Annotated in this window: 17 protein-coding genes and 1 pseudogene; 10 read left to right on the top strand and 8 right to left on the bottom strand. The window is 34.5% G+C overall.

Features of this window, described 5'->3' with window-relative positions:
- Positions 1-193: 193 nt before the first annotated feature.
- From H510_RS0105220 to H510_RS0105190, 7 genes are all read right to left on the bottom strand, one after another.
- Positions 194-4,294, bottom strand: a complete 4,101-nt coding sequence (locus H510_RS0105220; RefSeq protein ID WP_051291063.1) for a hybrid sensor histidine kinase/response regulator transcription factor — start codon at positions 4,292-4,294, stop codon at positions 194-196.
- Positions 4,295-4,447: 153 nt separating this feature from the next.
- Positions 4,448-5,461, bottom strand: coding sequence for a UDP-glucose 4-epimerase GalE (galE, locus tag H510_RS0105215; protein ID WP_026903343.1), 1,014 nt, complete (start codon positions 5,459-5,461; stop codon positions 4,448-4,450).
- Positions 5,462-5,466: 5 nt separating this feature from the next.
- Complete coding sequence (glmM, locus tag H510_RS0105210) at positions 5,467-6,843, bottom strand: phosphoglucosamine mutase (RefSeq protein WP_026903342.1); 1,377 nt, start codon at positions 6,841-6,843, stop codon at positions 5,467-5,469.
- Between the two features lie 9 nt (positions 6,844-6,852).
- A complete protein-coding gene (gene nagB / locus H510_RS0105205) occupies positions 6,853-8,778 on the bottom strand; it encodes a glucosamine-6-phosphate deaminase (RefSeq protein WP_026903341.1) in 1,926 nt (641 codons plus the stop codon).
- A gap of 1 nt (position 8,779) precedes the next feature.
- Positions 8,780-10,057, bottom strand: a complete 1,278-nt coding sequence (locus H510_RS0105200; protein ID WP_026903340.1) for a sugar MFS transporter — start codon at positions 10,055-10,057, stop codon at positions 8,780-8,782.
- A gap of 1 nt (position 10,058) precedes the next feature.
- Positions 10,059-11,180: a phosphotransferase enzyme family protein gene (locus tag H510_RS0105195; RefSeq protein WP_026903339.1), complete on the bottom strand. Its 1,122-nt coding sequence runs from the start codon at positions 11,178-11,180 to the stop codon at positions 10,059-10,061.
- Positions 11,181-11,370: 190 nt separating this feature from the next.
- Entirely contained in the window at positions 11,371-12,441 is a 1,071-nt protein-coding gene (locus tag H510_RS0105190; protein WP_026903338.1) for a substrate-binding domain-containing protein, read from the bottom strand.
- A 180-nt stretch (positions 12,442-12,621) separates the two neighbouring features.
- On the opposite strand from H510_RS0105190, the gene H510_RS0105185 reads away from it, so the two are divergent.
- From H510_RS0105185 to H510_RS0105175, 3 genes are read left to right on the top strand one after another with little or no spacing between them, the layout of a single operon-like run.
- A complete protein-coding gene (locus tag H510_RS0105185) occupies positions 12,622-13,635 on the top strand; it encodes a LacI family DNA-binding transcriptional regulator (protein WP_026903337.1) in 1,014 nt (337 codons plus the stop codon).
- Positions 13,632-14,468, top strand: coding sequence for a 5-dehydro-4-deoxy-D-glucuronate isomerase (gene kduI, locus H510_RS0105180; RefSeq protein ID WP_026903336.1), 837 nt, complete (start codon positions 13,632-13,634; stop codon positions 14,466-14,468). The genes H510_RS0105185 and kduI overlap by 4 nt, the downstream gene beginning before the upstream one ends.
- 16 nt (positions 14,469-14,484) lie before the next feature.
- Positions 14,485-15,282, top strand: coding sequence for a gluconate 5-dehydrogenase (locus H510_RS0105175; protein WP_036692049.1), 798 nt, complete (start codon positions 14,485-14,487; stop codon positions 15,280-15,282).
- Between the two features lie 191 nt (positions 15,283-15,473).
- On the opposite strand, the gene H510_RS0105170 is transcribed toward H510_RS0105175, so the two are convergent.
- Positions 15,474-16,607, bottom strand: coding sequence for an acyltransferase family protein (locus H510_RS0105170; RefSeq protein WP_026903334.1), 1,134 nt, complete (start codon positions 16,605-16,607; stop codon positions 15,474-15,476).
- Between the two features lie 132 nt (positions 16,608-16,739).
- Between H510_RS0105170 and nagB (H510_RS0105165) the strand changes: the two genes are divergently transcribed.
- The 7 genes and pseudogenes from nagB (H510_RS0105165) to H510_RS20665 form a co-directional block, all read left to right on the top strand.
- A complete protein-coding gene (gene nagB, locus H510_RS0105165) occupies positions 16,740-18,659 on the top strand; it encodes a glucosamine-6-phosphate deaminase (protein ID WP_026903333.1) in 1,920 nt (639 codons plus the stop codon).
- Positions 18,660-18,684: 25 nt separating this feature from the next.
- Positions 18,685-19,953: a sugar MFS transporter gene (locus tag H510_RS0105160; RefSeq protein WP_026903332.1), complete on the top strand. Its 1,269-nt coding sequence runs from the start codon at positions 18,685-18,687 to the stop codon at positions 19,951-19,953.
- 298 nt (positions 19,954-20,251) lie between these two features.
- Positions 20,252-20,686 carry a MarR family winged helix-turn-helix transcriptional regulator gene (locus tag H510_RS0105155; RefSeq protein WP_026903331.1) on the top strand — a complete coding sequence of 145 codons (435 nt, stop codon included), beginning with the start codon at positions 20,252-20,254 and terminating at the stop codon, positions 20,684-20,686.
- A complete protein-coding gene (locus H510_RS0105150) occupies positions 20,683-21,696 on the top strand; it encodes an NAD(P)/FAD-dependent oxidoreductase (protein WP_036692014.1) in 1,014 nt (337 codons plus the stop codon). The genes H510_RS0105155 and H510_RS0105150 overlap by 4 nt, the downstream gene beginning before the upstream one ends.
- 2 nt (positions 21,697-21,698) lie before the next feature.
- Positions 21,699-22,019: a 2Fe-2S iron-sulfur cluster-binding protein gene (locus tag H510_RS0105145; RefSeq protein WP_026903329.1), complete on the top strand. Its 321-nt coding sequence runs from the start codon at positions 21,699-21,701 to the stop codon at positions 22,017-22,019.
- Between the two features lie 10 nt (positions 22,020-22,029).
- Complete coding sequence (locus H510_RS0105140; RefSeq protein ID WP_026903328.1) at positions 22,030-23,325, top strand: NAD(P)/FAD-dependent oxidoreductase; 1,296 nt, start codon at positions 22,030-22,032, stop codon at positions 23,323-23,325.
- Positions 23,326-23,567: 242 nt separating this feature from the next.
- Positions 23,568-23,792, top strand: a pseudogene (locus H510_RS20665) (IS1634 family transposase); the annotation flags it as partial.

Here is a 23,792-nt window from a genome sequence, read left to right as displayed (position 1 = left end):
TAATTTATGGATATATAGGTTTTAGGCCTATGCCTATATGAGGTATGACCGCCAGAACTGAAAAAGTCCCACAAGAATTAATGGTTATTTAAGAAAAAAGAAGTTAAGTGTATAAAAAGCGTAGTTTGAAATTGATGATATGGTTGATACAACCATCCATTCATATAAAAATAAATCTTTCGATGAAACAGCATCAATCTCTGTAATCAGAAGGCGCTTTTCCGAATTGTTTTTTAAATTCTTTACTAAAATATTTACGGTCGTTAAAACCTACTGAGTAAGCAATCTCGGCAATACTTAATTGATTGTCTTCTAGCAATTGGGCCGCTCTTTTTAAACGTACTGATTTAATAAAATCTGTGATAGATAAATCTGTTAAAGCCTTAATTTTTTTATACAAGACGGTTTGGCTCATCCCTATTTCTACTACTAAACTGGTTACATTAAATTCGGGATCTTCCAGGTTATCTTCTATCAATTTCATCAATTTATTTAAAAACTTTTCATCTGGAGATTCTAACTCTAGCTTTCTTGGCATCAGCATCACTTGCTTGCTGTATCTATCTTTTAAAGCTTCGCGGCCTGCAAGTAAGTTTTTAACACTAAGTTCTAAAACCTGAATACTGAATGGTTTTGTAAGATAAATATCTGCACCAGCTTGTAAACCATCTATTTGATGCATATTTGCTGCCATAGCGGTTAGCAAAATTACAGGAATATGGCTTGTTCTTTCTTCCTGTTTAAGTTTGCTGCATAGTTCAAAACCATCCATCACCGGCATATTTACATCACTAATGATGATATCTGGAAGTTGCTCAATAGCCAGTTCCCAAGCTTGCAAACCGTTAAGGCTTTCCATAATATGGTAATATTTTTCTAATGATTGTCGGATAAATGTTCTCAGCTCATCATTATCCTCAACAATTAAAATGGTATATTTTTTTTCTTGCGATAGAACTTTCTCTTCTTCTATAAAAGGCTGTGGATATAAATCAATTTCTGGTAACCATACAGGCTGATTTTCAAAAACATCATTTTCTTGGGCAAATTCTTCTTTACTAAAATGTGCCTGACCTTTTTTAAGACTTACTTTAAAAGAAGTTTTCCCTGCTGTATTTTCTGTTTCTGGCTTGCTTATCAAGCTAATACGACCATGATGTTGTTCTACAATATTTTTTGATAAAGCTAAACCAATACCCCACCCTTCTTTTTTATATGTATTTTGATTAGCTTGATAAAAATTGGTGAATATCTTTTTTTGATCGACCAAAGAGATACCTATTCCATTATCTTCAACAGTTAGGTGTACTTCCTCTTTATCATCAGCTAAAGCTAAAACAATTGTACCTCCATCTGGTGTGTATTTAAAAGCATTGGATAAAATGTTATAGAGCACTTTTTCCATTTGATTAGCATCAAAAAATAAAAGTAATTGCTGGTTTGAGGTTTTAAAGCTATAATCTATTTGCCTGCTTTCTGCAATTGTGGTGAAAGAGTTGAAAATGGTCTCGCAAAAATCTACCAAGTTATACTGTTGAACCAAGATTTTCATATTACCGGTTTCTATTTTTCTAAAATCTAGTAACTCAGTAATCAACCTTAACAAGCGTTCTGCATTGTTCTTGATTTGTATAATTTGCTTGCTAACAACCTGTTGTTCTGCGGTTTGTTTAATTAAGTTTTCTAAAGGCGCAAATATTAATGTTAAAGGTGTTCTAATTTCATGAGATATTCTGGTAAAAAAATCGAGCTTTAACTGATATAATTCTTCTATTTTCTGGGTATTTAAGTGTTCGTAATATAATTGAGTTTCTAACCGGGCTTGTCTTCTAAAAAATCTGATGACTAAAAAAAGCAAGCCAGAAGCCATGATAAAATATAATAAATAAGCCCACCAGGTTTTCCATAATGGTGGTTTTATGATGATAACTAATTTGGTGGCTTCTGGATTCCACAAACCATCATTATTACTGGCTTTAACTAAAAAATCATACTTACCCGGAGGCAAATTGGTATAAGTTGCTGATGGTGTGCTAACATAGTTCCAATCTTTTTCAAAACCATCTAATTTATATGCATATTTATTACGCTCTGGGTTGATATAGTTTAAAGCTAAAAAGTCTATGGTAAAAATGTTCTGGTTTGCATTAAAAACAATCTCTTTTGTAAAGGAGATATCTTTTTCTAACAAACCATCAGAACTATTAATGCCTACTGGTTTATTAAATAACTTTAAACCAGAAAACACTACTTTAGGTATGGTTTTATTTTCCTCTATCTCTTTAGGCTGGAAACTTACCAAACCATTATAACTACCAAAATATAGCTTTCCATTTTTATCTTTAAAAGCCGAGTTGTAATTAAACTCATTTGCAGGTAAGCCATCTGCTACAGTATAGTTTTTAAAGATTTTTCTTTGCGTATCAAATTTAGAAAGTCCTCTATCTGTACTTACCCATAAGTATCCCTCTTTATCTTCTAAAATATTGATAATATTATTACTAGCCACACCATTTTTTATATCGTAATTTATAAAACTATTGGTTTTAGGCACATATAAACTTAAACCACCATGATGAGAGCCTATCCAAATACGACCTTTACTATCTTCTAAAATAGCATTGATATGCCCTGATTGTAAAGCAGTTTTGGATGCTGTATTTTTTGTAAAATAAATTGCTTTTGTACTTTTATAAGGTATTAAATTTAAACCCTTCGCTGTCCCTATCCATAAATTACCCTTCGAGTCACAAAATACTTGTCTGATATAACTACTGCTTATCTTAATTCTAGAATTTTTACTTGTATCATATACTGTAAAAGTTTCGGTATCCCTATTAAAAAGATTTATTCCTTTAGAAGAAGTTGCTACCCATAGTTGCCCATCTTTATCTTCTGTAATACTGCTTACGTAGCCATAACTTAATGCTTTAGGATTATTGGGGTCTGGAGTATAGTGTTTAAAAGTACCTGTTTTAGGATTATAAACGTCTAATCCTCCTTGAAAAAGACCAATCCATATATTGCCTTTACTGTCCTCAAAAATATCTTTAACTGTATTATGACCAATACTATTAGAATTTAGTGGCTGATTTAAGAAATTGGTATACAACTGCGTTTTCTTATTGTAAAAATTCAAACCTTGCCCCTCTGTACCAATCCATAAATTACCATATTTATCGGCTGTAATAGCACTAATAATATCGCTGCTTATACTATTTCTGTACTTACTATATTTTTCTACTGTAAAAGGGATGGTATTAGGATGTTTAACATTTACGCCACCAAACATAGTTCCTAACCAAATAGACCCTTGGTTATCTTCATAAATCTCTTTGATAGAATTATCACTTAAGCTATTAGGATTTTCAGAATCATGACGATAAATCATAAATTTCATATCCTTGGTATTTAGGATGTTTAAACCTGTCATGGTTGCAATCCATAAATTACCTTTTCTATCTTTAATAATCTTACGGATGTTATTACTACTTAAACTATTTTTCTCTAAAGGTTTAACCTGATAGCGTATGAAACTTCGGGTACTTTCTATAAACTTATTTAGTCCATTAGTTTCTGTTCCAATCCAAATGTTTCCATCACTATCTTCGGCTATGGATTTAATAGAGTTACCGCTTATGCTGCTTTTAAGATTTTTATTATGATAGTACGATGTGATGTAAGGTTTATGATTCTTAAAAGTTAAAACAGATAAACCTGTAGTAGTACCTATCCAAACTCTTTTTTTGCTATCCTCAAATACGCTATAAACTTGGTTTCCAGCCAAACCATTTTTTTTATATAGCTTTTTAAAATTTCTACTCTCAGATGCTTCCAGAATACTTAATCCATCATTGGTACCAAAAAATAGTTTCCCATCTTTAGTTTGATGGATAGCTAATACAATTCTATCGCTAATGCTATTTTTGTCTTTAGGATTATACTTAATGCGTTCAAAAGAATCACTTTCTGGGATATACCTATTTAAACCGTCCTGCGTACCAATCCATAAATTTTTGCTTCTGTCTTCATAAATGCTGTAGATATAATCATCGGTACTGATAGAGGACGAATCTTTTGGGTTGTTTTTATAGATTTTGATGCTTCTACCATCATATCGGTTTAAACAATCTCTGGTACCAAACCACATATAGCCCCTGCTATCTTTATAAATAGAAAGCACTGTACTTTGTGATAAACCACTACTGATGGATATATGGTCAAAAGATAACTGACCATAAGCTATAGCGGTATAAAAGAATAAAAAAACAATTGACAGGCTACGTCTAAACATAATTTTTGTTTAGTATTTAAGGCTATTTACAATAAATACTAATTTAAGATAAATATAGTATCACTCATGAGTATTCTACATAATTAAATACCAAAAAGTTTAGATACTAAACTAAGTTTAAACTATCATGCTAGAAAACCGAGAAAACACTTTTTACAAAGTGTTTTCCCAAGCCCAAGAAGACTGTATCATATCTTTTAAATTTAAAGTTGCCTTCCATAAAAGCTCTTTTTCGGCTTTGCTGCTATCTGCATAAACAGCTTCTGCATCTCCGGGTCTTCTGGCACCTATTTTATAGGGTAATAGCTTATCTGTTGTAGCTTCAAATTGTTTGATAATTTCTAATACAGTTGTTCCATTACCGGTACCTATATTATAAACTTCTGAAGCACTTTGGCATTCCTGATTAATAATTCTTCTGCATGCAGCTAAATGAGCCTTTGCCAAATCAACTACATGAATGTAATCTCTCACACAAGTGCCATCTACTGTATTATAATCATCACCAAAAACAGTTAACATAGCCAATTTACCTTTTGCTGTTTGGGTAACATAAGGAAATAAATTATTAGGAATACCTTTTGGTAACTCGCCAATTAAAGCTGTTTCATGCGCCCCTACCGGATTAAAATATCTTAAAGAAATTGCTTTAAATACCCCAGAAGAGGTTACCATTTCTATAATTTCTTCACCCATTTGTTTGGTACTACCATAGGCCGATAAAGCTTTTATAAATGGCGTTTCTTCTGTAGCTGGTAATACATCTGGCTCGCCATATACCGTCGCCGATGATGAAAAGACCAAACCCTCTACACTGTTTTCTTGTACCAATTGTAAGATGTTAAGCAGAGATATTAAATTATTTTGATAGTAAAGCAGTGGCTTTTCTACCGATTCGCCAACTGATTTAAACGCTGCAAAATGAATAACTACATCTACCTGATGTTTCTTGAAAATATTACTCATGGCAGCTAAATCGCAAACATCATCCTGATAAAACACAGGTTCTTTTTGCGCAATTTTGATAATTCTATCGAAAATAAAACGTTCAGAATTACTTAAATTATCTACTACAATAACCTGATAACCAGCCACAAGTAACTCTACCACCGTATGAGAGCCTATATAGCCCAACCCACCAGTAACTAATACTGTCTTTTCTGTCATATTCATCATGATAATGCTTTTACGTCTTCTATGATTTGATGAGCAATTGCCTCAGCTGCTTCTTCAGAAGTTGCTTCTGCATAAACCCTAATGATAGGTTCTGTATTAGATTTCCTCAAGTGCACCCATTGGTCTTCAAAATCTATTTTTAAACCGTCTATGGTATTACAATCCTCATGCTGATACTTGTTTTTCAATTGCTCCAAAATATCATCTATAGATTGTGATGCACTTAATGTGATTTTATTTTTAGACATGTAATAAGCCGGATAGCTTTTTCTTAAAGCAGAAATCGTGATTTTCTTTTTTGCCAGATGAGTCAAAAACAAAGCTATACCCACCAAAGCATCTCTACCATAATGTAATTCAGGATAAATGATACCTCCATTACCTTCGCCACCAATAACTGCATTTTTTTCTTTCATCAGGTTAACCACATTTACCTCACCCACTGCTGATGCGAAATATGATTCTCCTGCATTTCTGGTAATATCTCTTAAAGCTCTGGTTGATGATAAGTTAGAAACCGTAGCACCTGGTTGGTGTTGTAATATATAATCGGCTACAGCCACTAAAGTATATTCTTCGCCAAACATCTGTCCGTCTTCACAAACAAAACATAAACGGTCAACATCTGGGTCTACAGCTATTCCTAAATGCGCCTTTTTTTCTACAACTAAAGCAGAAAGTTCTGTGAGGTGTTCTGCTAAAGGTTCGGGATTATGAGGAAAATGCCCGTTAGGTTCACAAAATAATTCGTAAACCTGATTTACGCCTAACGCTTTTAACAATTGAGGTACAAATATGCCACCACTAGAGTTTACCGCATCTACAACAATACTGAAATTTGCTGCTTTAATGGCTTCCCTATCAACCAAAGGCAAATCTAAAATCATATCTATATGCTGTTGTACATAATTATCTTTATAGTAAACAGCACCTAGTTGATCTACATTTACATAATCAAACTCTTGCTCTGCCAATTGCAATACTTCTTTACCATCAGCATCACTAATAAACTCACCTCTATGGTTTAACAATTTAAGGGCATTCCATTCTTTTGGGTTATGACTTGCGGTTAAAATAATACCACCACCAGCATGTTCCAAATGAACTGCTATTTCTACTGTTGGTGTTGTAGAAAGGCCTAAATCAATCACCTCTATACCCAAACTTTGCAAAGTACCGGTAACTAAATTGTTTACCATAGTACCAGAAATTCTGGCATCTCTACCAATTACAATTTTCGGGTTATTGGTTTTAGATAGCATCCATTTACCAAAAGCAGCGGTAAATTTTAAAATATCTGGCGGAGTTAGCCCCTGGCCTGCTTTACCTCCGATGGTTCCTCTTATTCCTGATATAGATTTTATTAATGTCATCTCAAACAATTAAAATTTAAAACGTACAAAAGCCTCAATAGCTTCATATTCTGCCAAGCCCAATTGATTATAGCGTTGAGCTGTTTCGCTGGTTCTTTCTTCTGCCCTCACCCAAAATTCACGAGCATCATCACCCGGGAAAACAGGAATATCTTTTTGAGATTGATGCTTAAATATAGCCATACGCTTACGAGCTACTTCTTGAGGCGAAAGCGGTACTGCCATTTCTATTTCGTGTATTTCAAATTCATGCCATGCACCACGATATAACCATAACCAGCAATCTTTTACCCATTCATCAGTCTCCTTTAAGCGTTTAAGAGCCTGATAGATGATATCAAAACATACCTTGTGGGTACCATGTGGGTCAGCAAAATCTCCGGCAGCAAAAACCTGATGAGGCTTTATTTTTTGCAACAGAGCCATTGTTTCTTGGATATCATCCTCATAATCAACTTGCTTAGCACTTTTATTTCTATCGTAAAAAGGTAAGTTTTGGAAATGGATATTTTCATCAGGTAAACCAGCATATCTAGCGCCTGCAATAGCTTCTCCTTTTCTGATTAAACCTTTAATGGTTCTTAAAGGAATGGTATCCGCCTGATTAGGTTTTTTCTTGTTGATAAAATCTCGCATCTCCTGATATTGCTTAGCCAGCTGCTCGCTATTGCTTTCAAAACCTTGAGATTTCAAGAAATCTATCGTAAACTCAACAAAACGTAGGGCATCATCATCCCAAACTGCGGTATTACCTGATGTTTGGTAAGCCACATGTACCTCATGCCCTTGGTCTGCCAAGCGGATAAAAGTACCTCCCATAGAAATCACATCATCATCTGGATGCGGAGAAAACACAATAGCTCTTTTCTTAGCTGGCAAAGCTCTTTCTGGTCGTTGCGAATCATCAGCCTCTGGCTTGCCACCCGGCCAACCGGTAATGGTATGTTGTATCTGGTTAAATACATCGATATTGATATTGTAAACCGGCCCCATCTCTGTTGCCAGTTGTGCCATACCATTGTTGTTATAATCTTCTTCTGTAAGCTTTAAAATTGGTTTTTGCAATGTAGAAGCTAACCATACGACAGCTTTTTTGATTAAGGTTTTATCCCAAACACAATCTTTTACCAACCAAGGTAAATGGAAACGGGTTAATGCCGAAGCTGCATCTTCATCTAATATAAAAGTAACCTGATCTGAAAGCTGTAAATAGGTTGCTGGTACTTCAGATGATATTTCACCCTCAACGGCTTTCTTTACTATGGCCGCTTTCTTCTCGTTCCAAGCCATCAAGATAATCTCTCTAGCTTTAAAAATGGTACCAATTCCCATCGTAATGGCTTTACGAGGCACATTATCTTTACCACCAAAATCTCGGGAAGCATCTCTTCTGGTTAAATCATCCAAGGTTACCAAACGCGTACCCGAGTTTGGTGCAGAACCTGGCTCGTTGAAACCAATATGCCCTGTACGTCCAATTCCTAATATTTGTAAATCTAAACCTCCAGCATCGTTAATTTTCTTCTCATAACTTAGGCAAAAATCTGCTATTTCATCCTCAGGCAAAGTCCCATCAGGTATATGCACATTGTTCATATCAATATCGATATGATTGAATAACTGCTGCTTCATGAAATGAACATAACTTTGTGCAGCATCAGGCTGCATAGGGTAATATTCATCCAGATTAAAAGTGATAACATTTTTAAAGCTTAAGCCTTCTTGTTTATGTAGCCTGATTAGCTCCTGATAAACTAAAACCGGAGTTGCACCAGTTGCTAAACCTAAAACAACTTTTTCGCCCTGTGCATTCTTATTTTTAATCAGCTGAGCAATTTTATGAGCCACATGGATAGAAGCTGTTTGTGGATTTTCAAAAACCTGTACGGGTAGTTTTTCAAAACGGGTTTCTTCTAATAAATTAAGTCTTAACATGTTATGATAATTTTTTATGAGACGATTTTAATTGATAACCATATACCCCAAAATAACCTATAAATAAGTAACAAGGTATCAGGATGATGTAAGCCTGTTGGGTATTTAAAACATCAGCTAGGTAGCCGTATAAAAGTGGTAAAATAGCACCGCCGGCAATACCCATAATCAGTAAGGAAGCGCCTTCTTTGGTAAACCGACCTAATTTAGCCATAGCCAAAGGCCAAATAGCTGGCCATATTAGCGCATTTGCTAAACCTAACAAAGAAATAAAAACTACTGATAAAAAGCCCGAGGTTAAAATAGCTGCCGTAGAAAGCACCAAACCCAATAGCGCACAAATAGTTAAAGCTTGTTGTTGATTGATGTATTTTGGAATACAAATGATACCTATTAAATAACCTACAATCATGCTTATTAAAGTTGCAGTGGTAAAGTATTTAGCTGTTGATAAAGCGATGCCTTGTGAGGCACCGTAGCTGATTACGGTATCCCCGGCTATAACTTCAGCCCCTACATATAGAAATAAAGCAATGGCACCAACTATCAGGTGTGGAAATTGTAAAATTGATTTTTTTCCTTCATTAGCTGCCGATGTTTGCGCATCTTCTTCATCCGTATTAATTTCTGGTAAACTAGAACGATAAACCCAAAAAGCTAATAGTAGTAATGCAGTTACGATTAATAAATAAGGAATAATTACCCTTGCAGATAATTCATTTAAAACAGTTTCCTTTTGGATTGCCGACATGTTAAGCAATTGCTGTTCTATAGCATCGGTATTTTTTAAAGTAACAGCACCTAAAACTATAGGCGCCAAAGCACCAGCCAGTTTATTGCAAATTCCCATAATACTGATTCTTTTTGCAGCACTCTCTGCCGGACCTAACACCGTAATGTAAGGATTAGAAGCTGTTTGTAGAATAGCTAAACCTGTGCCTTGTATAAACAAACCTAATAGAAAAACGCCATAAGTTCTGCTTAAAGCGGCCGGAATAAATATTAAAGCGCCTAAAGCTATCACCAACAAACCTATGCTCATCCCTTTTTTATAGCCTGTATATTTTAGTAATTTACCAGATGGTACGGCCATCACTAAATAGGAAATGTAAAAAGAAAAAGCTACCAAGTATGACTCAAAATTATCTAACTGGCAGGCAATTTTAAGATAAGGTATTAATACCGAGTTTAACCAAGTGATAAACCCGAATACAAAAAATAAGGCTCCAATGATGATGATAGGATTAACACCTTTTTGAACATTTGAGTGATGTTGCATATTATTTTAGCTGATAAATACTGTAAGTAGATATAATTTCAAGTAGCTCTGCTTCATGCTCTTCTAGCTGTTTTAGCAAATGCAATTGTGCTTTGGTACGCACCAAATTATGCTCTGGATAAGCAATTTTGAAGTAATGGTCGCCTTCTAAGTAATCTGTAAGAAATCTCACAGCCTGCATATAAGGAAGTAGAAAAACTCCTAAAAGCAAAGATTTCACTTCTTCAAGGGTTAAAAATTTACCTGCTTCTGCCAAATAACCTTTTGTATAAGCCTCAAATAAAGGGATGTTTAATTTAATCTTACTTAAATCAGCCTCGTCTTCCGCAGCGGTATTGATAATGGTTCGTATCGCATCACCAAAATCATAGGCTATATAACCGGGCATTACAGTATCTAAATCAATAATACAAATGGTTTTATCATCCTGATTGAAAAGTATATTGTTAAACTTCGTATCGTTATGGGTAATTCTTTTAGGTAGAAGACCTTGCTGCCCCATGTCATATATCCTGCGCATTTGGGTAACTCGGGCCAAAATAAAATCTACCTCATGTTGCACTGTTGCAGCTCTACCAGCTTTATTTTCTTTTAAAGCTTTAGTAAAGTTATCTAGCCTAAATAAAATATTATGAAAATCTACAATAGTTTCACTTAAAAGGGAAGCATTCATATCAGATAGCAAAGCCTGAAACTGCCCAAAAGCTCTTCCTCCTTCTTCTGCTTGTTGCTCTGTTTCAACAATATCAAAACTTTTAGAACCTTTTATAAAAACATACATCCGCCAGTAATTACCATCTTCATCTTTATGATAAAGCATTTTATTTTTTGCTGGAATAAGTTCTAATACCTGCAAATCGCTATGCGGTAAATGCTGTATTTTATTTTTAAGATAGTTTAATACCAGATAAATATTATCCGTTAAAGCCAATACATCTTTAAAAACATGATGATTGATGCGTTGTAACAAATAATCAGGCTCAAGAGGCTGCTTGTTATTCAAGCAATAAGTATCGTTAATATGCCCCGAACCATAATTTAAACCAGAAGTTTCAACTTCACCAGAGATTAAGAAGTTCTCTACTATTTTTTTGATGTCTGCTGCCCTTGCTTTAGCTTTCATATTGACTTGATCATGCGCCGTTACACATGTGAGATTTATAAAGTAAATATAATGTGTTCGCACACACAAAAGCAAATTAATTCTAAATATTTTTTCAATTAATTTAAAATAATTCTCAAAAACAATTAAATATAGTGAAATTCCAGGTTATTTTAACTGTTTGCGCACACACTAATAAGTTAAAAAAAAGTTAATACTCAGGTTTATCTAAGAAATAGTTAAGATTCTCTTTGGTTACAATATCTAAAGGTAGATACTTAAATACAGCAACCTCCTTTTTAAAAATCAAATGATTAGCTAATTGATGAATACCCCAATAACCTTGTCCTTTAGGGTTTTGGTTAATGAGGAAACTAATCATACCGTTATTTAAGAAGTGTACATTTTTAGGCAGCAAATCGTACCCAACAATCTTAAAATCATGAATATGACGCTCTTTCAAATAAGCAGCAATTTCAAAAGCTTTAGAAGTAGTTACGTAAATACCTTTTAAATCGGGGTTATTTTCTATAACATCACTCAATTGTTGATGAAAAACAGAAAACTTAGCGCTGTTAAATTCTCCCTTTATCAACTTATAAGAATCGTGTAATTGGTTTTGTATAAAATATTTTCTAAAACCACTCTCCTTTTTTACCAAATGGGCAGCATTACTGATATCTTCATCAAAATGTGCTATCAAAATACTACAAGGCTCGGGCAAACCATATTGAAGCATTTTTGCGGCCAACATTCCACTTAAATAAGAGTCTTGACCAATATAACTTAACGGTTGATGATCGGTAATTTCTGTATTAAAAAGCACAAAGGGTATATTTTGTGCCTTCCAATGCTCAAAAAATGGTAAAGCCTCGCGATAAAATATTGGTGAAAGCAAAACACCATCGGGCTGGGTTGCATTTAATTGCTTTGCGGCGGTTATAAAAGAATCAGCCTCGTACGGATTAAATAAATACACTTTAACCTCAACACCAAATTGCTTCAATTCTTTAAAAGCATGTTCTATTCCTGCTTTAGGCCCATACCAATAAACATCAAATTGCGCATCTGGAATTAAAGCTGCAAACCTGTATACTTTTTGCGAACCTAAAGCTCTGGCCATTAAATTAGGCTCATAATTAAGTTCATTAATAATCCGCAGTACTCTCTCTTCCACATCTTTAGCCACCCTACCACGTTTATGTAAAACTCTGTCTACAGTACCAGTAGATACATTTGCTTTAAGTGCTATATCTTTAATACGTACTGTTTTATCTTTCATATTGCTTTGCGTTTGCGCACAAAAATAATATAAAAACAAAAAATATTATTTTTTATTTAGAAGGCGGTGCTTTGCTACTGTTAAAAAGCTTATTTTATTGTATTGGCAAATCAGGTATCAAAATATTTAATACAAACGTTTGCACAAATATAAAAAATAGCTTAGCTTTGGGCAACCTAAATGACAAAGAAAGTAACCATAAAAGATATTGCTCGCGAGTTGAACACCAATTATTCAACCGTTTCTAGAGCATTAAATGACAGTCCTAAAATCAGCGATGCTACCAAACAAAGTGTTTTAAAGCAAGCGAAATTGATGGGATATCAACCAAATTCTTTTGCTCAAAAACTAAAAAAAGGATACAGTAATACAATAGGATTAATTGTCCCACGTATTAATCGTGTTTTCTTTTCTAATGTGATACATGGTGTAGAAACCATCGCAAAACAACAAGGTTTTAACGTTATCATTTGTCAATCTAACGAAAGTGTTAAAGATGAAGAAGATAATGTAAAGACTTTACTGAGTAACAACGTTGCGGGTATCATCATGTCTATATCTAAAGAAACACAAAATGAAAGCTCTTTTCAAGAAATCTTAACTAATAAAATCCCTTTTGTGATGTTTGATAGGGCTTTAAACAACTTGGTAAGCAATCAAGTGGTGAATAATAATTTTAAAGGAGCTTACGAGGTTACGGAACATCTTATCAAACAAGGCTATCAAAAAATTATTCATTTTAGTGGTCCGCTTTACATTAATATTTATCAGGATAGGTTAAATGGCTATAAAAAAGCTTTAGCAGATTATCAAATAGCTTTTAATCCAGATTTTATCATCGAAAACACGCTTACAAAAGATAAAGGAATTGCGGCAGTTGAAGAACTACTGAAACAAAAGGTAGATTTTGATGCCATTTTTGCTTCGGGAGATTACTCTGCTTTAGGAGCAATTTTATGTTTAAGACAACACCACATTTTAGTACCAGAGCAGGTTGGCGTTGCAGGCTTTGCCAATGAACCCTTTACAGAATTACTTGACATAACATCAGTAGAGCAGTTTAGTACAGATATGGGAAAATCAGCAGCTAGTTTATTACTAGAAAAAGTACAGCGCAAAGAAATCTCAGATCAATATCAAAATATTGAAATATTACCACAGTTAATTATCAGAAAATCAACTCAAAAGTTATGAAATACACAGAAAGATACGCTGCTCATCCAGCAGATTTCAAAAATTACGACACCACCAGAATCAGAGAAGAGTTTTTAATGCCTGATTTATTTCAGCAAGATGAAATAAGCTTGGTTTATTCTCTTTATGATAGATACATTGTTGGTGGTGCTTTACCAGTTCACAAAACTTTGGTTTTAGAAACTATTGATCCTTTAAAAGCGCCTTACTTTTTAGAAAGAAGAGAGCTAGGAATTATTAACGTTGGCGCTAAAGGTACTGTTGTTGCTGATGGTGTTAGCTATGAATTAGGTTATAAAGAAGCTTTATACATCGGAAAAGAAACTAAAGAGGTAAGTTTTAGCTCGGCAAATGCACAAGAGCCTGCAAAGTTTTATATCAACTCTGCTCCTGCTCATCATAAATTCCCAACTAAAAAAGTAACGCTTAATGAAGCAGAAATTGTAGAGATGGGAAGTTTAGAAACTTGTAATGCTCGTAGAATTTGTAAACTATTGGTAAGTTCTGTAGTAGAAACTTGTCAATTACAAATGGGCTTAACCGAGCTTAAGACAGGTAGTGTTTGGAATACTATGCCAGCACATACGCATAACAGAAGAATGGAAGCTTATTTTTATTTTGAAGTTCCGCAAAATCAAGCTGTTTGTCATTACATGGGTCAGCCTGATGAAACACGTCATATTTGGTTAACTAATGAGCAAGCTGTATTCTCTCCATCTTGGTCTATCCATAGTGGTGCTGGTACATCAAATTACTCTTTTATTTGGGGTATGGCTGGCGAGAACCTGGATTATGGCGATATGGATATTGTACAACCTTTTCAACTTAAATAATTAAACAACAATGAATATGAACTCTTTATTTGATTTATCCGGCAAAGTAGTACTTGTAACCGGAGGTACACACGGAATTGGTTTTGCTATTGCTACCATGTTAGGAAAAGCTGGAGCTAAAATTTGTGTGAATGATATTTTTGAAGATAAACTTGAAGCTTGTAAAGTAGAATACAAAAAACATGGTATTGATGCTTATACTTTAAAATTTGACGTAACAGACGAGGCTGATGTTGACCGCGGAATTACCCAAATTGAAAACGAAGTTGGTAGTGTTGACATTTTAGTAAACAATGCTGGTATCATCAAAAGAATTCCAATTTTAGATATGCCTATAGCTGATTTTAAACAAGTTATTGATATTGATTTAATTGCTCCTTTGATTATTTCTAAGCGTGTGGCGCCTAACATGATTAAAAAGAGATACGGTAAAATCATCAATATGTGCTCTATGATGAGTATTTACGGAAGAAATTCTGTTTCTGCTTATGCAGCTGCAAAAGGTGGTTTAAAACTATTAACAGCTAACATGTGCTGCGAGTGGGCTAAATACAACATTCAAGTAAATGGTATTGGCCCAGGTTATATTGCTACTTCACAAACAGCTGCTATCAGAGAAGGAAATCATCCTTTTAACGATTTAGTAATGACCAGAACACCTGCCGGAAGATGGGGTGAGCCAGAAGATGTAGCTAATGCCGCTTTATTCTTAGCTTCTAAAGCAAGTGATTTTGTTAACGGACATATCTTGTTTGTTGATGGTGGTATCTTAGCTAACTTCGGTTATGTTAAAGGCGAAAACGACATCGTTTAAACGCCACTAAACTATATTTAAAAACCGATTGAATCTGAAAAGCTCAATCGGTTTTTGTATTTTATAAAGATCGTTAATGAAACGTAAATCCCTTATTCCATAAATCCGAGTTGCTTAGTATTTTAAACCCAGAGAAGCTAAGGCTGTAGATAGAAGCCTAAAGCAAATTCAATCCAAAAATATTTAAGAGGTTAAACTTTAACATATATTTTCCTTTTATCAAGCATAAAACCTATTAACCATAAAATAAGCATATAAGTTAAAGCAAAGGCTAATGATGCGTTTTTATCTGACAACCAAGTGGTAAATAACTGTTCGTACACCAATTTATTTAAAGAAGTATCGTTAAATCTTATCAAACTCAATAACTTAATAAGTGCACCAGAAAGTACAAATATAAAAAGTGGATTTCTGCCAAATACCTCAAAAAAATAAGTCCATTTTTTGATATGAATAACTTCTATAACATACATTAACGCAGCTATCAATAGCAAATCCCATCCTACAGTATAAAGTACATAAGAACTTGTCCATATAGGTTTATTAATAGGAAATACCGTAGCCCAAAGTAAGGCAACTGCCAATAATGCCAATCCTATAAATAAAAGTTTGAAGGCTGCCTTTCCCTTATTTGTATTTTCCTGAATAAATACTCCTGCTAAAAAACCAAAAGTTACATTTACAATAGCTGGCAGCGTACTTAAAAGTCCTTCCGGATCAAAGGGTATACCAAAGCCTTTATACAAATTTTGTGCAGGTAACAACCATAAATCAACTTGTGTTACCAAATTTCCTTCTAAACTGTAGGGGTCTGCGCCTATAGAAAAATTGCTCAAAATAAACCAATAAAACAATAGAAGGCCTACACTTACAACAATAACATAAACTCGACTAAAATAATATACAATTAAAGCCCCAAACAGGTAGCAAACGGCAATTCTTTGTAAAACACCCCAAACCCTTAGCTCTAATATATTTTTAGCTACCAAGTTATTTTCCTCCCATTTTATAAAAGGAAAATAATTAAGCATCAAACCTATTAAAAAAATAAGTATAGCCCTTTTAAATACTTTCTTCAAAAAAACGGAATCGCCAGCTGCTTTTAACTTTTGCATACCGAAACTTAAAGCATTACCTACCACAAATAAGAAAGTTGGAAAAACCAAATCTGTAACGGTAAAGCCATGCCAGTCCGCATGTTTAAAAGGAGCATAAATATGACTCCAACTACCTGGTGTATTAACCACAATCATCAGGCATACAGTAAGCCCTCTTAAAACATCTAAAGAAAGATACCTTGTCTGAACTGGTTTGAAATGCTCCATATTATGTGAAAAAAGTTTAACAATACTAACTTAATAAATTTTTTAAAAAGATTATAACAAAATATGATTTTTTTATTAAGTTTGAAATAGAATTAAAATAGTATATTTTATTAAATCCAAAAAAAATAAAACATGTCTCGTTTAAACCTTCTTGAAGAAACCCGTTTTGAGAAACTACCCGTTACCGTATTTACAGACCAGCATGCTGCTTCTATAAATGTAGCACAAAGAATAGCAAATTTGATAAAAGCCAAACAACAAAAAGGCGAAAAAGCTATTTTAGGATTAGCAACAGGCGCTACACCAGTTGGTGTTTATGCAGAATTGGTACGTATGCACAAAGAAGAAGGCTTATCTTTTAAAAACGTTATCACTTTTAATCTGGATGAATATTACCCTATGAGACCAGATGCTGTGCAAAGTTATGTTACTTTCATGAACGAACAGCTATTCAATCATATTGATATTGAGAAAGAAAATATACATATTCCAGATGGCACTTTACCAGAAAATGAAGTTGCAGATTTCTGCTTAAACTATGAGAAAAAGATAAGTGCCTACGGTGGTTTAGATCTTCAAATATTAGGTATTGGGCGTACGGGGCATATTGGTTTCAACGAGCCAGGTTCTGCACCAAACTCGGGCACACGGTTAGTAACCCTTGATGACTTAACCAGAAGAGACGCATCAAGAGATTTTGGTGGTAAAGAAAATGTACCTACAAAAGCTATTACCATGGGTGTAGGCACCATTTTTAAAGCCCGCGAAATCATTTTGATGGCATGGAACCAGAAAAAAGCACCTATAATTAAAAAGGCTGTTGAAGGCGAAATTTCTGCCGAAGTTCCTGCAACTTATTTACAATTATCAGATCAGGTAGAATTTATCTTAGATAGCGATGCCGCATCAGAACTTACCCGTTTTGATACGCCTTGGTTAGTAAGAGATTGTATTTGGGATGCTAAAACTATTAAAAAAGCCGTTATCTGGCTTGCTAAAACGGTTAATAAACCTATTTTGAAGCTTACCGAAGAAGATTACAATAACCACGGTATGGCACAATTAGCAACAGAAAAAGGTCCTGTTTACAACATCAACATAGAGATATTTAATAAATTACAACATACCATTACGGGATGGCCGGGTGGTAAGCCTAATGCTGATGATAGTCAAAGACCAGAAAGAGCTAATCCAACAAAGAAAACTTCTATTATATTTTCTCCACACCCTGATGATGATGTGATTTCTATGGGTGGTACTTTTATCCGCTTAGCAGACCAAGGGCATGATGTGCATGTGGCTTACCAAACATCAGGTAATACAGCCGTTTGGGATGATGATGCCTTACGATACTTAGAATTTGCTATTGATTTCGCCAAAGCACAGGGTAATGATGCTTCTACACTTGAAAAAACTTATAAAGAGGTAAGAAGTTTCTTAACTACTAAAAAACCAAACCAAGCAGACATTAAGGAATTACTTACCGTTAAAGGTTTGATAAGAAAAGGCGAAGCTATTGCAGGAGCCAGATTTGCAGGCTTAAAAGATGAAAACATCCATTTTATGGATTTACCTTTTTACGACCGCTCTAAAACTAGCAATAAAGTAAGTTTTGAGGATGACATCATCCAAACCATGGAATTATTGAAAAAATATAAACCACAACAGGTATTTGCTGCTGGTGATTTTGCCGACCCACATGGCACACATAAAGTTTGTTTTAACATTATATTAACAGCTTTACAAAGATTAAAACTTACCGAAGATTGGATAAAAGATTGCTGGCTTTGGTTATACCGTGGTGCATGGCATGAGTTTGAGATTCATGAAATTCAAATGGCGGTACCACTTTCTCCTCAGGAGGTAAAAAGAAAACGTTTAGCCATATTTAAACACCAATCTCAAAAAGATTTACCAGTTTTCCCTGGAGACGATTCTAGAGAGTTTTGGGTGAGAGCTGAGGAAAGAACTAGCGAAACAGCTAAAGCTTATGACCAATTAGGCTTGGCAGAGTACGAAGCAATGGAAGCTTTTGTGAGATGGGAATATTAATGTAAACGAGAACTAAACAAATTATATGACCCAATCTTCATCTTATCAACCTGCGCAAAAGTCAGGTTTAAATCCAATATTTATTATTGGAGCACTGTTTTTTATCTTCGGGTTTGTTACTTGGTTAAACTCTGTACTTATCCCCTATTTAAAAATAGCTTGTCAGCTTAACCATTTTCAATCCTATTTGGTAGCTTTTGCTTTTTATATTGCTTATTTAGTAATGGCTCCGGTATCTACCAAAGCCTTAAACGTATTCGGTTTTAAAAACGGAATGGCTGTTGGTTTAGTTATTATGGCTATTGGTGCTTTGATATTTATACCTGCTGCCATGACTAGAACTTACAATCTTTTCTTGTTAGGTTTATTTGTACAAGGTAGTGGTTTGGCAATTTTACAAACCGCCTCAAACCCATATATTACCATTTTAGGACCTGCTGAAAGTGCTGCTAAGCGTATCAGTATCATGGGGATTTGTAATAAACTTGCTGGTGCTGCTGCTCCTGCAATTTTAGGTTCTATCATTTTAAAAGACACAAAAAGCTTTGAAGAGAATTTAACCAACTTAAATGAAGTTGCTAAAGCAGCTCAGCTAGATGAATTGGCTTCTCGGGTGATTACGCCTTACTTGGCTATCATAGCAGTTTTAGCAATTCTGGCTTTTTTAATCTATCGTTCTAGCTTACCAGAAATTGATACCAATGCTGAGGATGAAAGCGTAGCAGCATCAAATTCAGGAAAAACCAGTGTTTTACAATTTCCACATCTCGTATTAGGAGTTATCACTTTATTCTTATACGTAGGGGTTGAGGTAATTGCCGGCGATACCATTATTAGTTACGGTTTGAGCCAAGGCATTTCGCCAGATACTGCTACTTTCTTTACTACTTATACTTTAATAGCTATGGTAGTAGGTTATATTTTAGGCATTATTTGTATTCCTAAATATATCAAACAAGAAAATGCTTTAAAACTTTGCGCCGTATTAGGTATAGCTTTTGCAATGGTGGCTATCTTTTCTAGCGGTTATACTTCTGTTTTAGCTATTGCATTATTAGGTCTAGCAAATGCTTTAATGTGGCCAGCTATTTGGCCTTTGGCTTTAAATGGCTTGGGCAGATTTACCAAAGCAGGCTCTTCTTTATTGGTGATGGGTATTGCTGGTGGGGCTGTTATTCCTTTATTATATGGTGCCTTAGCAGATGCTTTTAACTCGCAGCAAGCTTATTGGATTATGGTGCCTTGCTATTTGTTTATCTGGTTTTACGCTGTAAAAGGAAGCAAAATCAGGTAATAAGATAGAGATTAAACTAATTAAATAATTTCCAAAGCGTCTCTTTTTTTAAGGAGGCGCTTTTTTATTTTTTCATCCCTAGCTTATCTATAATCACCATCAAATTTAACAACATCCTTATTTAAGCACTCTCCATATAGCATTTAATGCTCAATTCTGATATAATTCTGCAATGCTAAACAACTGCCATAAACGATTAAAACAAAATTCGTAACCATTAAAATTTTATCAAATTAATCTCTACTAAAATAATATAGTTTAAAACAATTCTCATATATTTGTTGTACTAATTATTGTTATGGCAAAAGAATCTTTTAATACTTACTCTTACCTGCTAGATCGTACAAATAGAAGAATAAAACAATTTGCACAAAAGCGGTTTAAAGAAGAAAGCTTTGATATTACAGTAGACCAATGGTTGGTTTTAAAATCATTAAACCAAGAGAATGATCAAAACCAAAGCGAACTAGCAGAGCAAATTGGTAAAGACAACCCTACCCTTACCCGTATTATTGATTTACTATGTAAAAAAGAATTGGTTGAAAGAAGACAACTCCCTAGTGATAGGCGATGTTTTACCCTACATCTTACTGATGAAGGAAAACAAAAAATGGAAGAATGGGCTCCTAAAGTTGCTGAAATTAGAATGAAAGCTTGGGAAAATCTTACTGAAAAAGATTACGAAGACTTAAAAAGAATTTTAAATACTATTTATCAATCTTTAGAGATATGAACACACAAATTAGTACAGACATTTGCATAATAGGTGCAGGTCCGGTTGGCTTGTTTGCCGTTTTTGAAGCAGGTTTACTTAAAATGCGTTGCCATTTGGTTGATGTTTTACCTCAGGTAGGAGGTCAATTATCAGAAATATATCCCCAAAAACCTATTTACGATATACCAGGTTATCCAGAAATTAAAGCTCAGGAATTGGTTGATAATCTGATGGAGCAGATTAAACCATTTGATCCAGGTTTTACTTTGGGAGAAAGAGTAGAGCGTTTAGACAAGCAAGAAGATGGAAGCTATTTAGTAGTTACCAGTGATCAAACAAATATCCACTGTAAAGTTGTGGTGATTGCCGGTGGTTTAGGCTGTTTTGAGCCTAGAAAGCCAGATATAGAAAATCTTCAATTGTTTGAAGGTAAAGGTGTAAGCTATATGGTAAAAAATCCAGAGCTTTATCGTGATAGAAAAGTGGTTTTAGCTGGCGGTGGAGATTCTGCTTTGGATTGGACTATCTTCTTGGCAAACATTGCACAAGAAGTTACTTTAGTGCATCGTGGAGATACTTTTAGAGGTGCGCCAGACTCGGCAGAAAAAGTCTTTAAACTTGCTGAAATGGGCAAAATTAACTTAATTCTTTCATCACATCTTCATAAAATTAATGGCGATACTCATTTAGAAAAAGTGCATCTGCTTAGCAAAAGTAAAGAAGAAAGAATACTAAATGCAGATTATCTCATTCCCTTATTTGGCTTAAGTCCAAAACTTGGCCCCATTGGTGAATGGGGTCTAAATATAGAAAAATCTGCTATTGCAGTAAATACCGAGGATTATTCTACCAATGTAGAAAGAATTTATGCCATTGGAGATATCAATACCTACCCTGGTAAACTAAAACTAATTTTAAGTGGTTTCCATGAAGCTGCTTTAATGTGCCAGAGTGCTTTTAAATATGTTTATCCAGATCAAAAATTATCTTTTAAATACACTACCGTTTATGGTGTAAACACTTTTTAAATATGATAAAATTAACTGTTATAGATAGGGATGATACCGAGCAAGAGATTGAAATTCCTACGGATATTAACCTCAACTTAATGGAAGTTTTAAAAGCTTCTGAATACAATATTTTAGCCACTTGCGGAGGTATGGCTTTATGCGCTACCTGCCATGTACAGGTTTTAGAAGGTTTAGAACAATTAGCAGATGTGCAAGATGCAGAGCTAGACATGCTAGATACTTTACCAGATGCCGGCACCGATAGTAGATTGGCATGTCAGTTGAAGGTTAACGAACAATTAAATGGCATTAAAATAAAAATTAGAGGCGAAGAAGCTTAATAATTAAAATATGAAAAGCGATAAAAAATTCCCAAAAGTCATCATCATTGGTGGTGGTTTTGGAGGCATACAACTGGCAAAAAAATTAAAACATGCAGAAGTAAACATACTGATGTTAGACAGGCATAATTACCACACATTTCAGCCTTTATTATATCAGGTTGCAACCGGTGGTTTAGAGCCAGATTCTATTGCTTTTCCTATTCGTAAAGTATTTCGCGAACAAAAAAATTTAGCTTTTAGGGTTGCTAATGTTACAGCTATCCATACAGAGCTTAATAGCATTAGCACAGATATAGGTGATTTTGATTATGACTATCTGGTATTAGCTACAGGATCAGAAACCAATTTCTTCGGACAAAAAGAAATAGAGCATTATGCCATGCCTATGAAAACGGTTCCTGAAGCCTTAAACCTGCGCTCTTTAATTCTACAAAACTTGGAAGAAGCCCTTATAGAAGAAGACCCAATAAGAAGAGATGCTCTTTTAAATTTTGTGGTAGTAGGTGGCGGTCCAACAGGTGTAGAAACAGCTGGGGCACTTGCCGAGCTTAAAAACCACGTTTTACCCGCTGATTATCCAGAATTGGATATACAAAGGATGCGTATTTTTTTAATAGAAAATTCTGAACGTGTATTAACACCATTCTCTGAACAGGCCTCTTACAAAGCACAAGAATTTTTGGAAAACATGGGTGTAACCGTAATGCTTGAAAAACTTGTTGCAGCTTATGATGGTGACAAAGTAACTTTAAAAGACGGCGAAATTTTACCCACTAAAGCAGTGATATGGAGTGCAGGCGTAAAAGGTGCTCTTATACCTGGTCTAGACAAAGCAGAAATTGTAAGAGGTGGTCGTATTAAAGTACAACCCGATAATTTAATTGTAGGCTATAATAACATTTTTGCCATCGGAGATTTAGCATCTATAGAAAGTGAAGAATATCCTTTTGGACACCCGGGTGTAGCTCAGGTTGCGATACAACAAGGGCAACAGTTAGCTAAAAACTTAGTCAGAATTATCAATAACGAACCAACAAAATCTTTTGAATATTTTGATAAAGGTTCTATGGCTACTATAGGAAGAAATAAAGCTGTAGTTGATTTAAAATATTGGAAATTTCAAGGTTTTTTTGCTTGGTTAACATGGATGTTTATTCACCTACTTTTCTTAGTAGGTTTTAGAAATAAAATGGTTACCCTGATGAATTGGATTGTAAACTATTTCAGTTACGATAGAGGCACACGTTTGATTATCAGAAAGTTTGATAGAGATTTAATGAAAGAAGAGGCAGAAGCTATTTAAAATTTACATTTTAAATGATTACCTTGCCATATCCAAAGAATCATTACAACTACAAGAAAAATAAGAAAAGCCCTGCACTAAATGCTAGGGCTTTTTTAGATTATTTTAAGACTTTGGTTTACTGCGTTTTTGCTGATAATTTTTCCTGACTTGTCCCTATGCAGCACTAATAAAAATAATTCCATTGATAATCAATTGATTATATTGTAAAAAGATGTAAATTGTCGCACTAAGGGATATTAATGCTACGAATTCGTACAATAAAAACAGCTTCTGGCTCCATAGCAGTTCAGGTGATCTACTATCTAAATCGCAAAAGGGTTGTTTATAAACATATAGGTTCTGCTAAAACAATGGCTGAATTGGAAACCTTAAAGGTTGTAGCCCAAGATTTTATTGACAATTACGCCCCGACATTACCTTTTGAGGAAGAAATGAAGTTTGACAACCTTCTTTATCTTGATAAA

The sequence above is a fragment of the Pedobacter glucosidilyticus DSM 23534 genome (genome assembly GCF_000425145.1).
Taxonomy (GTDB): Bacteria; Bacteroidota; Bacteroidia; order Sphingobacteriales; family Sphingobacteriaceae; genus Pseudopedobacter; species Pseudopedobacter glucosidilyticus.
This window is presented reverse-complemented; position numbering and strand designations above follow the sequence as displayed.

Excerpts from the sequence above, each read along its gene's own strand:
- H510_RS0105220 (WP_051291063.1), bottom strand. The coding sequence starts at position 4,294 with ATGTTTAGACGTAGCCTGTCAATTGTTTTTTTATTCTTTTATACCGCT.
- galE (WP_026903343.1), bottom strand. The coding sequence starts at position 5,461 with ATGACAGAAAAGACAGTATTAGTTACTGGTGGGTTGGGCTATATAGGC.
- glmM (WP_026903342.1), bottom strand. The coding sequence starts at position 6,843 with ATGACATTAATAAAATCTATATCAGGAATAAGAGGAACCATCGGAGGT.
- nagB (WP_026903341.1), bottom strand. The coding sequence starts at position 8,778 with ATGTTAAGACTTAATTTATTAGAAGAAACCCGTTTTGAAAAACTACCC.
- H510_RS0105200 (WP_026903340.1), bottom strand. The coding sequence starts at position 10,057 with ATGCAACATCACTCAAATGTTCAAAAAGGTGTTAATCCTATCATCATC.
- H510_RS0105195 (WP_026903339.1), bottom strand. The coding sequence starts at position 11,180 with ATGAAAGCTAAAGCAAGGGCAGCAGACATCAAAAAAATAGTAGAGAAC.
- H510_RS0105190 (WP_026903338.1), bottom strand. The coding sequence starts at position 12,441 with ATGAAAGATAAAACAGTACGTATTAAAGATATAGCACTTAAAGCAAAT.
- H510_RS0105185 (WP_026903337.1), top strand. The coding sequence starts at position 12,622 with ATGACAAAGAAAGTAACCATAAAAGATATTGCTCGCGAGTTGAACACC.
- kduI (WP_026903336.1), top strand. The coding sequence starts at position 13,632 with ATGAAATACACAGAAAGATACGCTGCTCATCCAGCAGATTTCAAAAAT.
- H510_RS0105175 (WP_036692049.1), top strand. The coding sequence starts at position 14,485 with ATGAACTCTTTATTTGATTTATCCGGCAAAGTAGTACTTGTAACCGGA.
- H510_RS0105170 (WP_026903334.1), bottom strand. The coding sequence starts at position 16,607 with ATGGAGCATTTCAAACCAGTTCAGACAAGGTATCTTTCTTTAGATGTT.
- nagB (WP_026903333.1), top strand. The coding sequence starts at position 16,740 with ATGTCTCGTTTAAACCTTCTTGAAGAAACCCGTTTTGAGAAACTACCC.
- H510_RS0105160 (WP_026903332.1), top strand. The coding sequence starts at position 18,685 with ATGACCCAATCTTCATCTTATCAACCTGCGCAAAAGTCAGGTTTAAAT.
- H510_RS0105155 (WP_026903331.1), top strand. The coding sequence starts at position 20,252 with ATGGCAAAAGAATCTTTTAATACTTACTCTTACCTGCTAGATCGTACA.
- H510_RS0105150 (WP_036692014.1), top strand. The coding sequence starts at position 20,683 with ATGAACACACAAATTAGTACAGACATTTGCATAATAGGTGCAGGTCCG.
- H510_RS0105145 (WP_026903329.1), top strand. The coding sequence starts at position 21,699 with ATGATAAAATTAACTGTTATAGATAGGGATGATACCGAGCAAGAGATT.
- H510_RS0105140 (WP_026903328.1), top strand. The coding sequence starts at position 22,030 with ATGAAAAGCGATAAAAAATTCCCAAAAGTCATCATCATTGGTGGTGGT.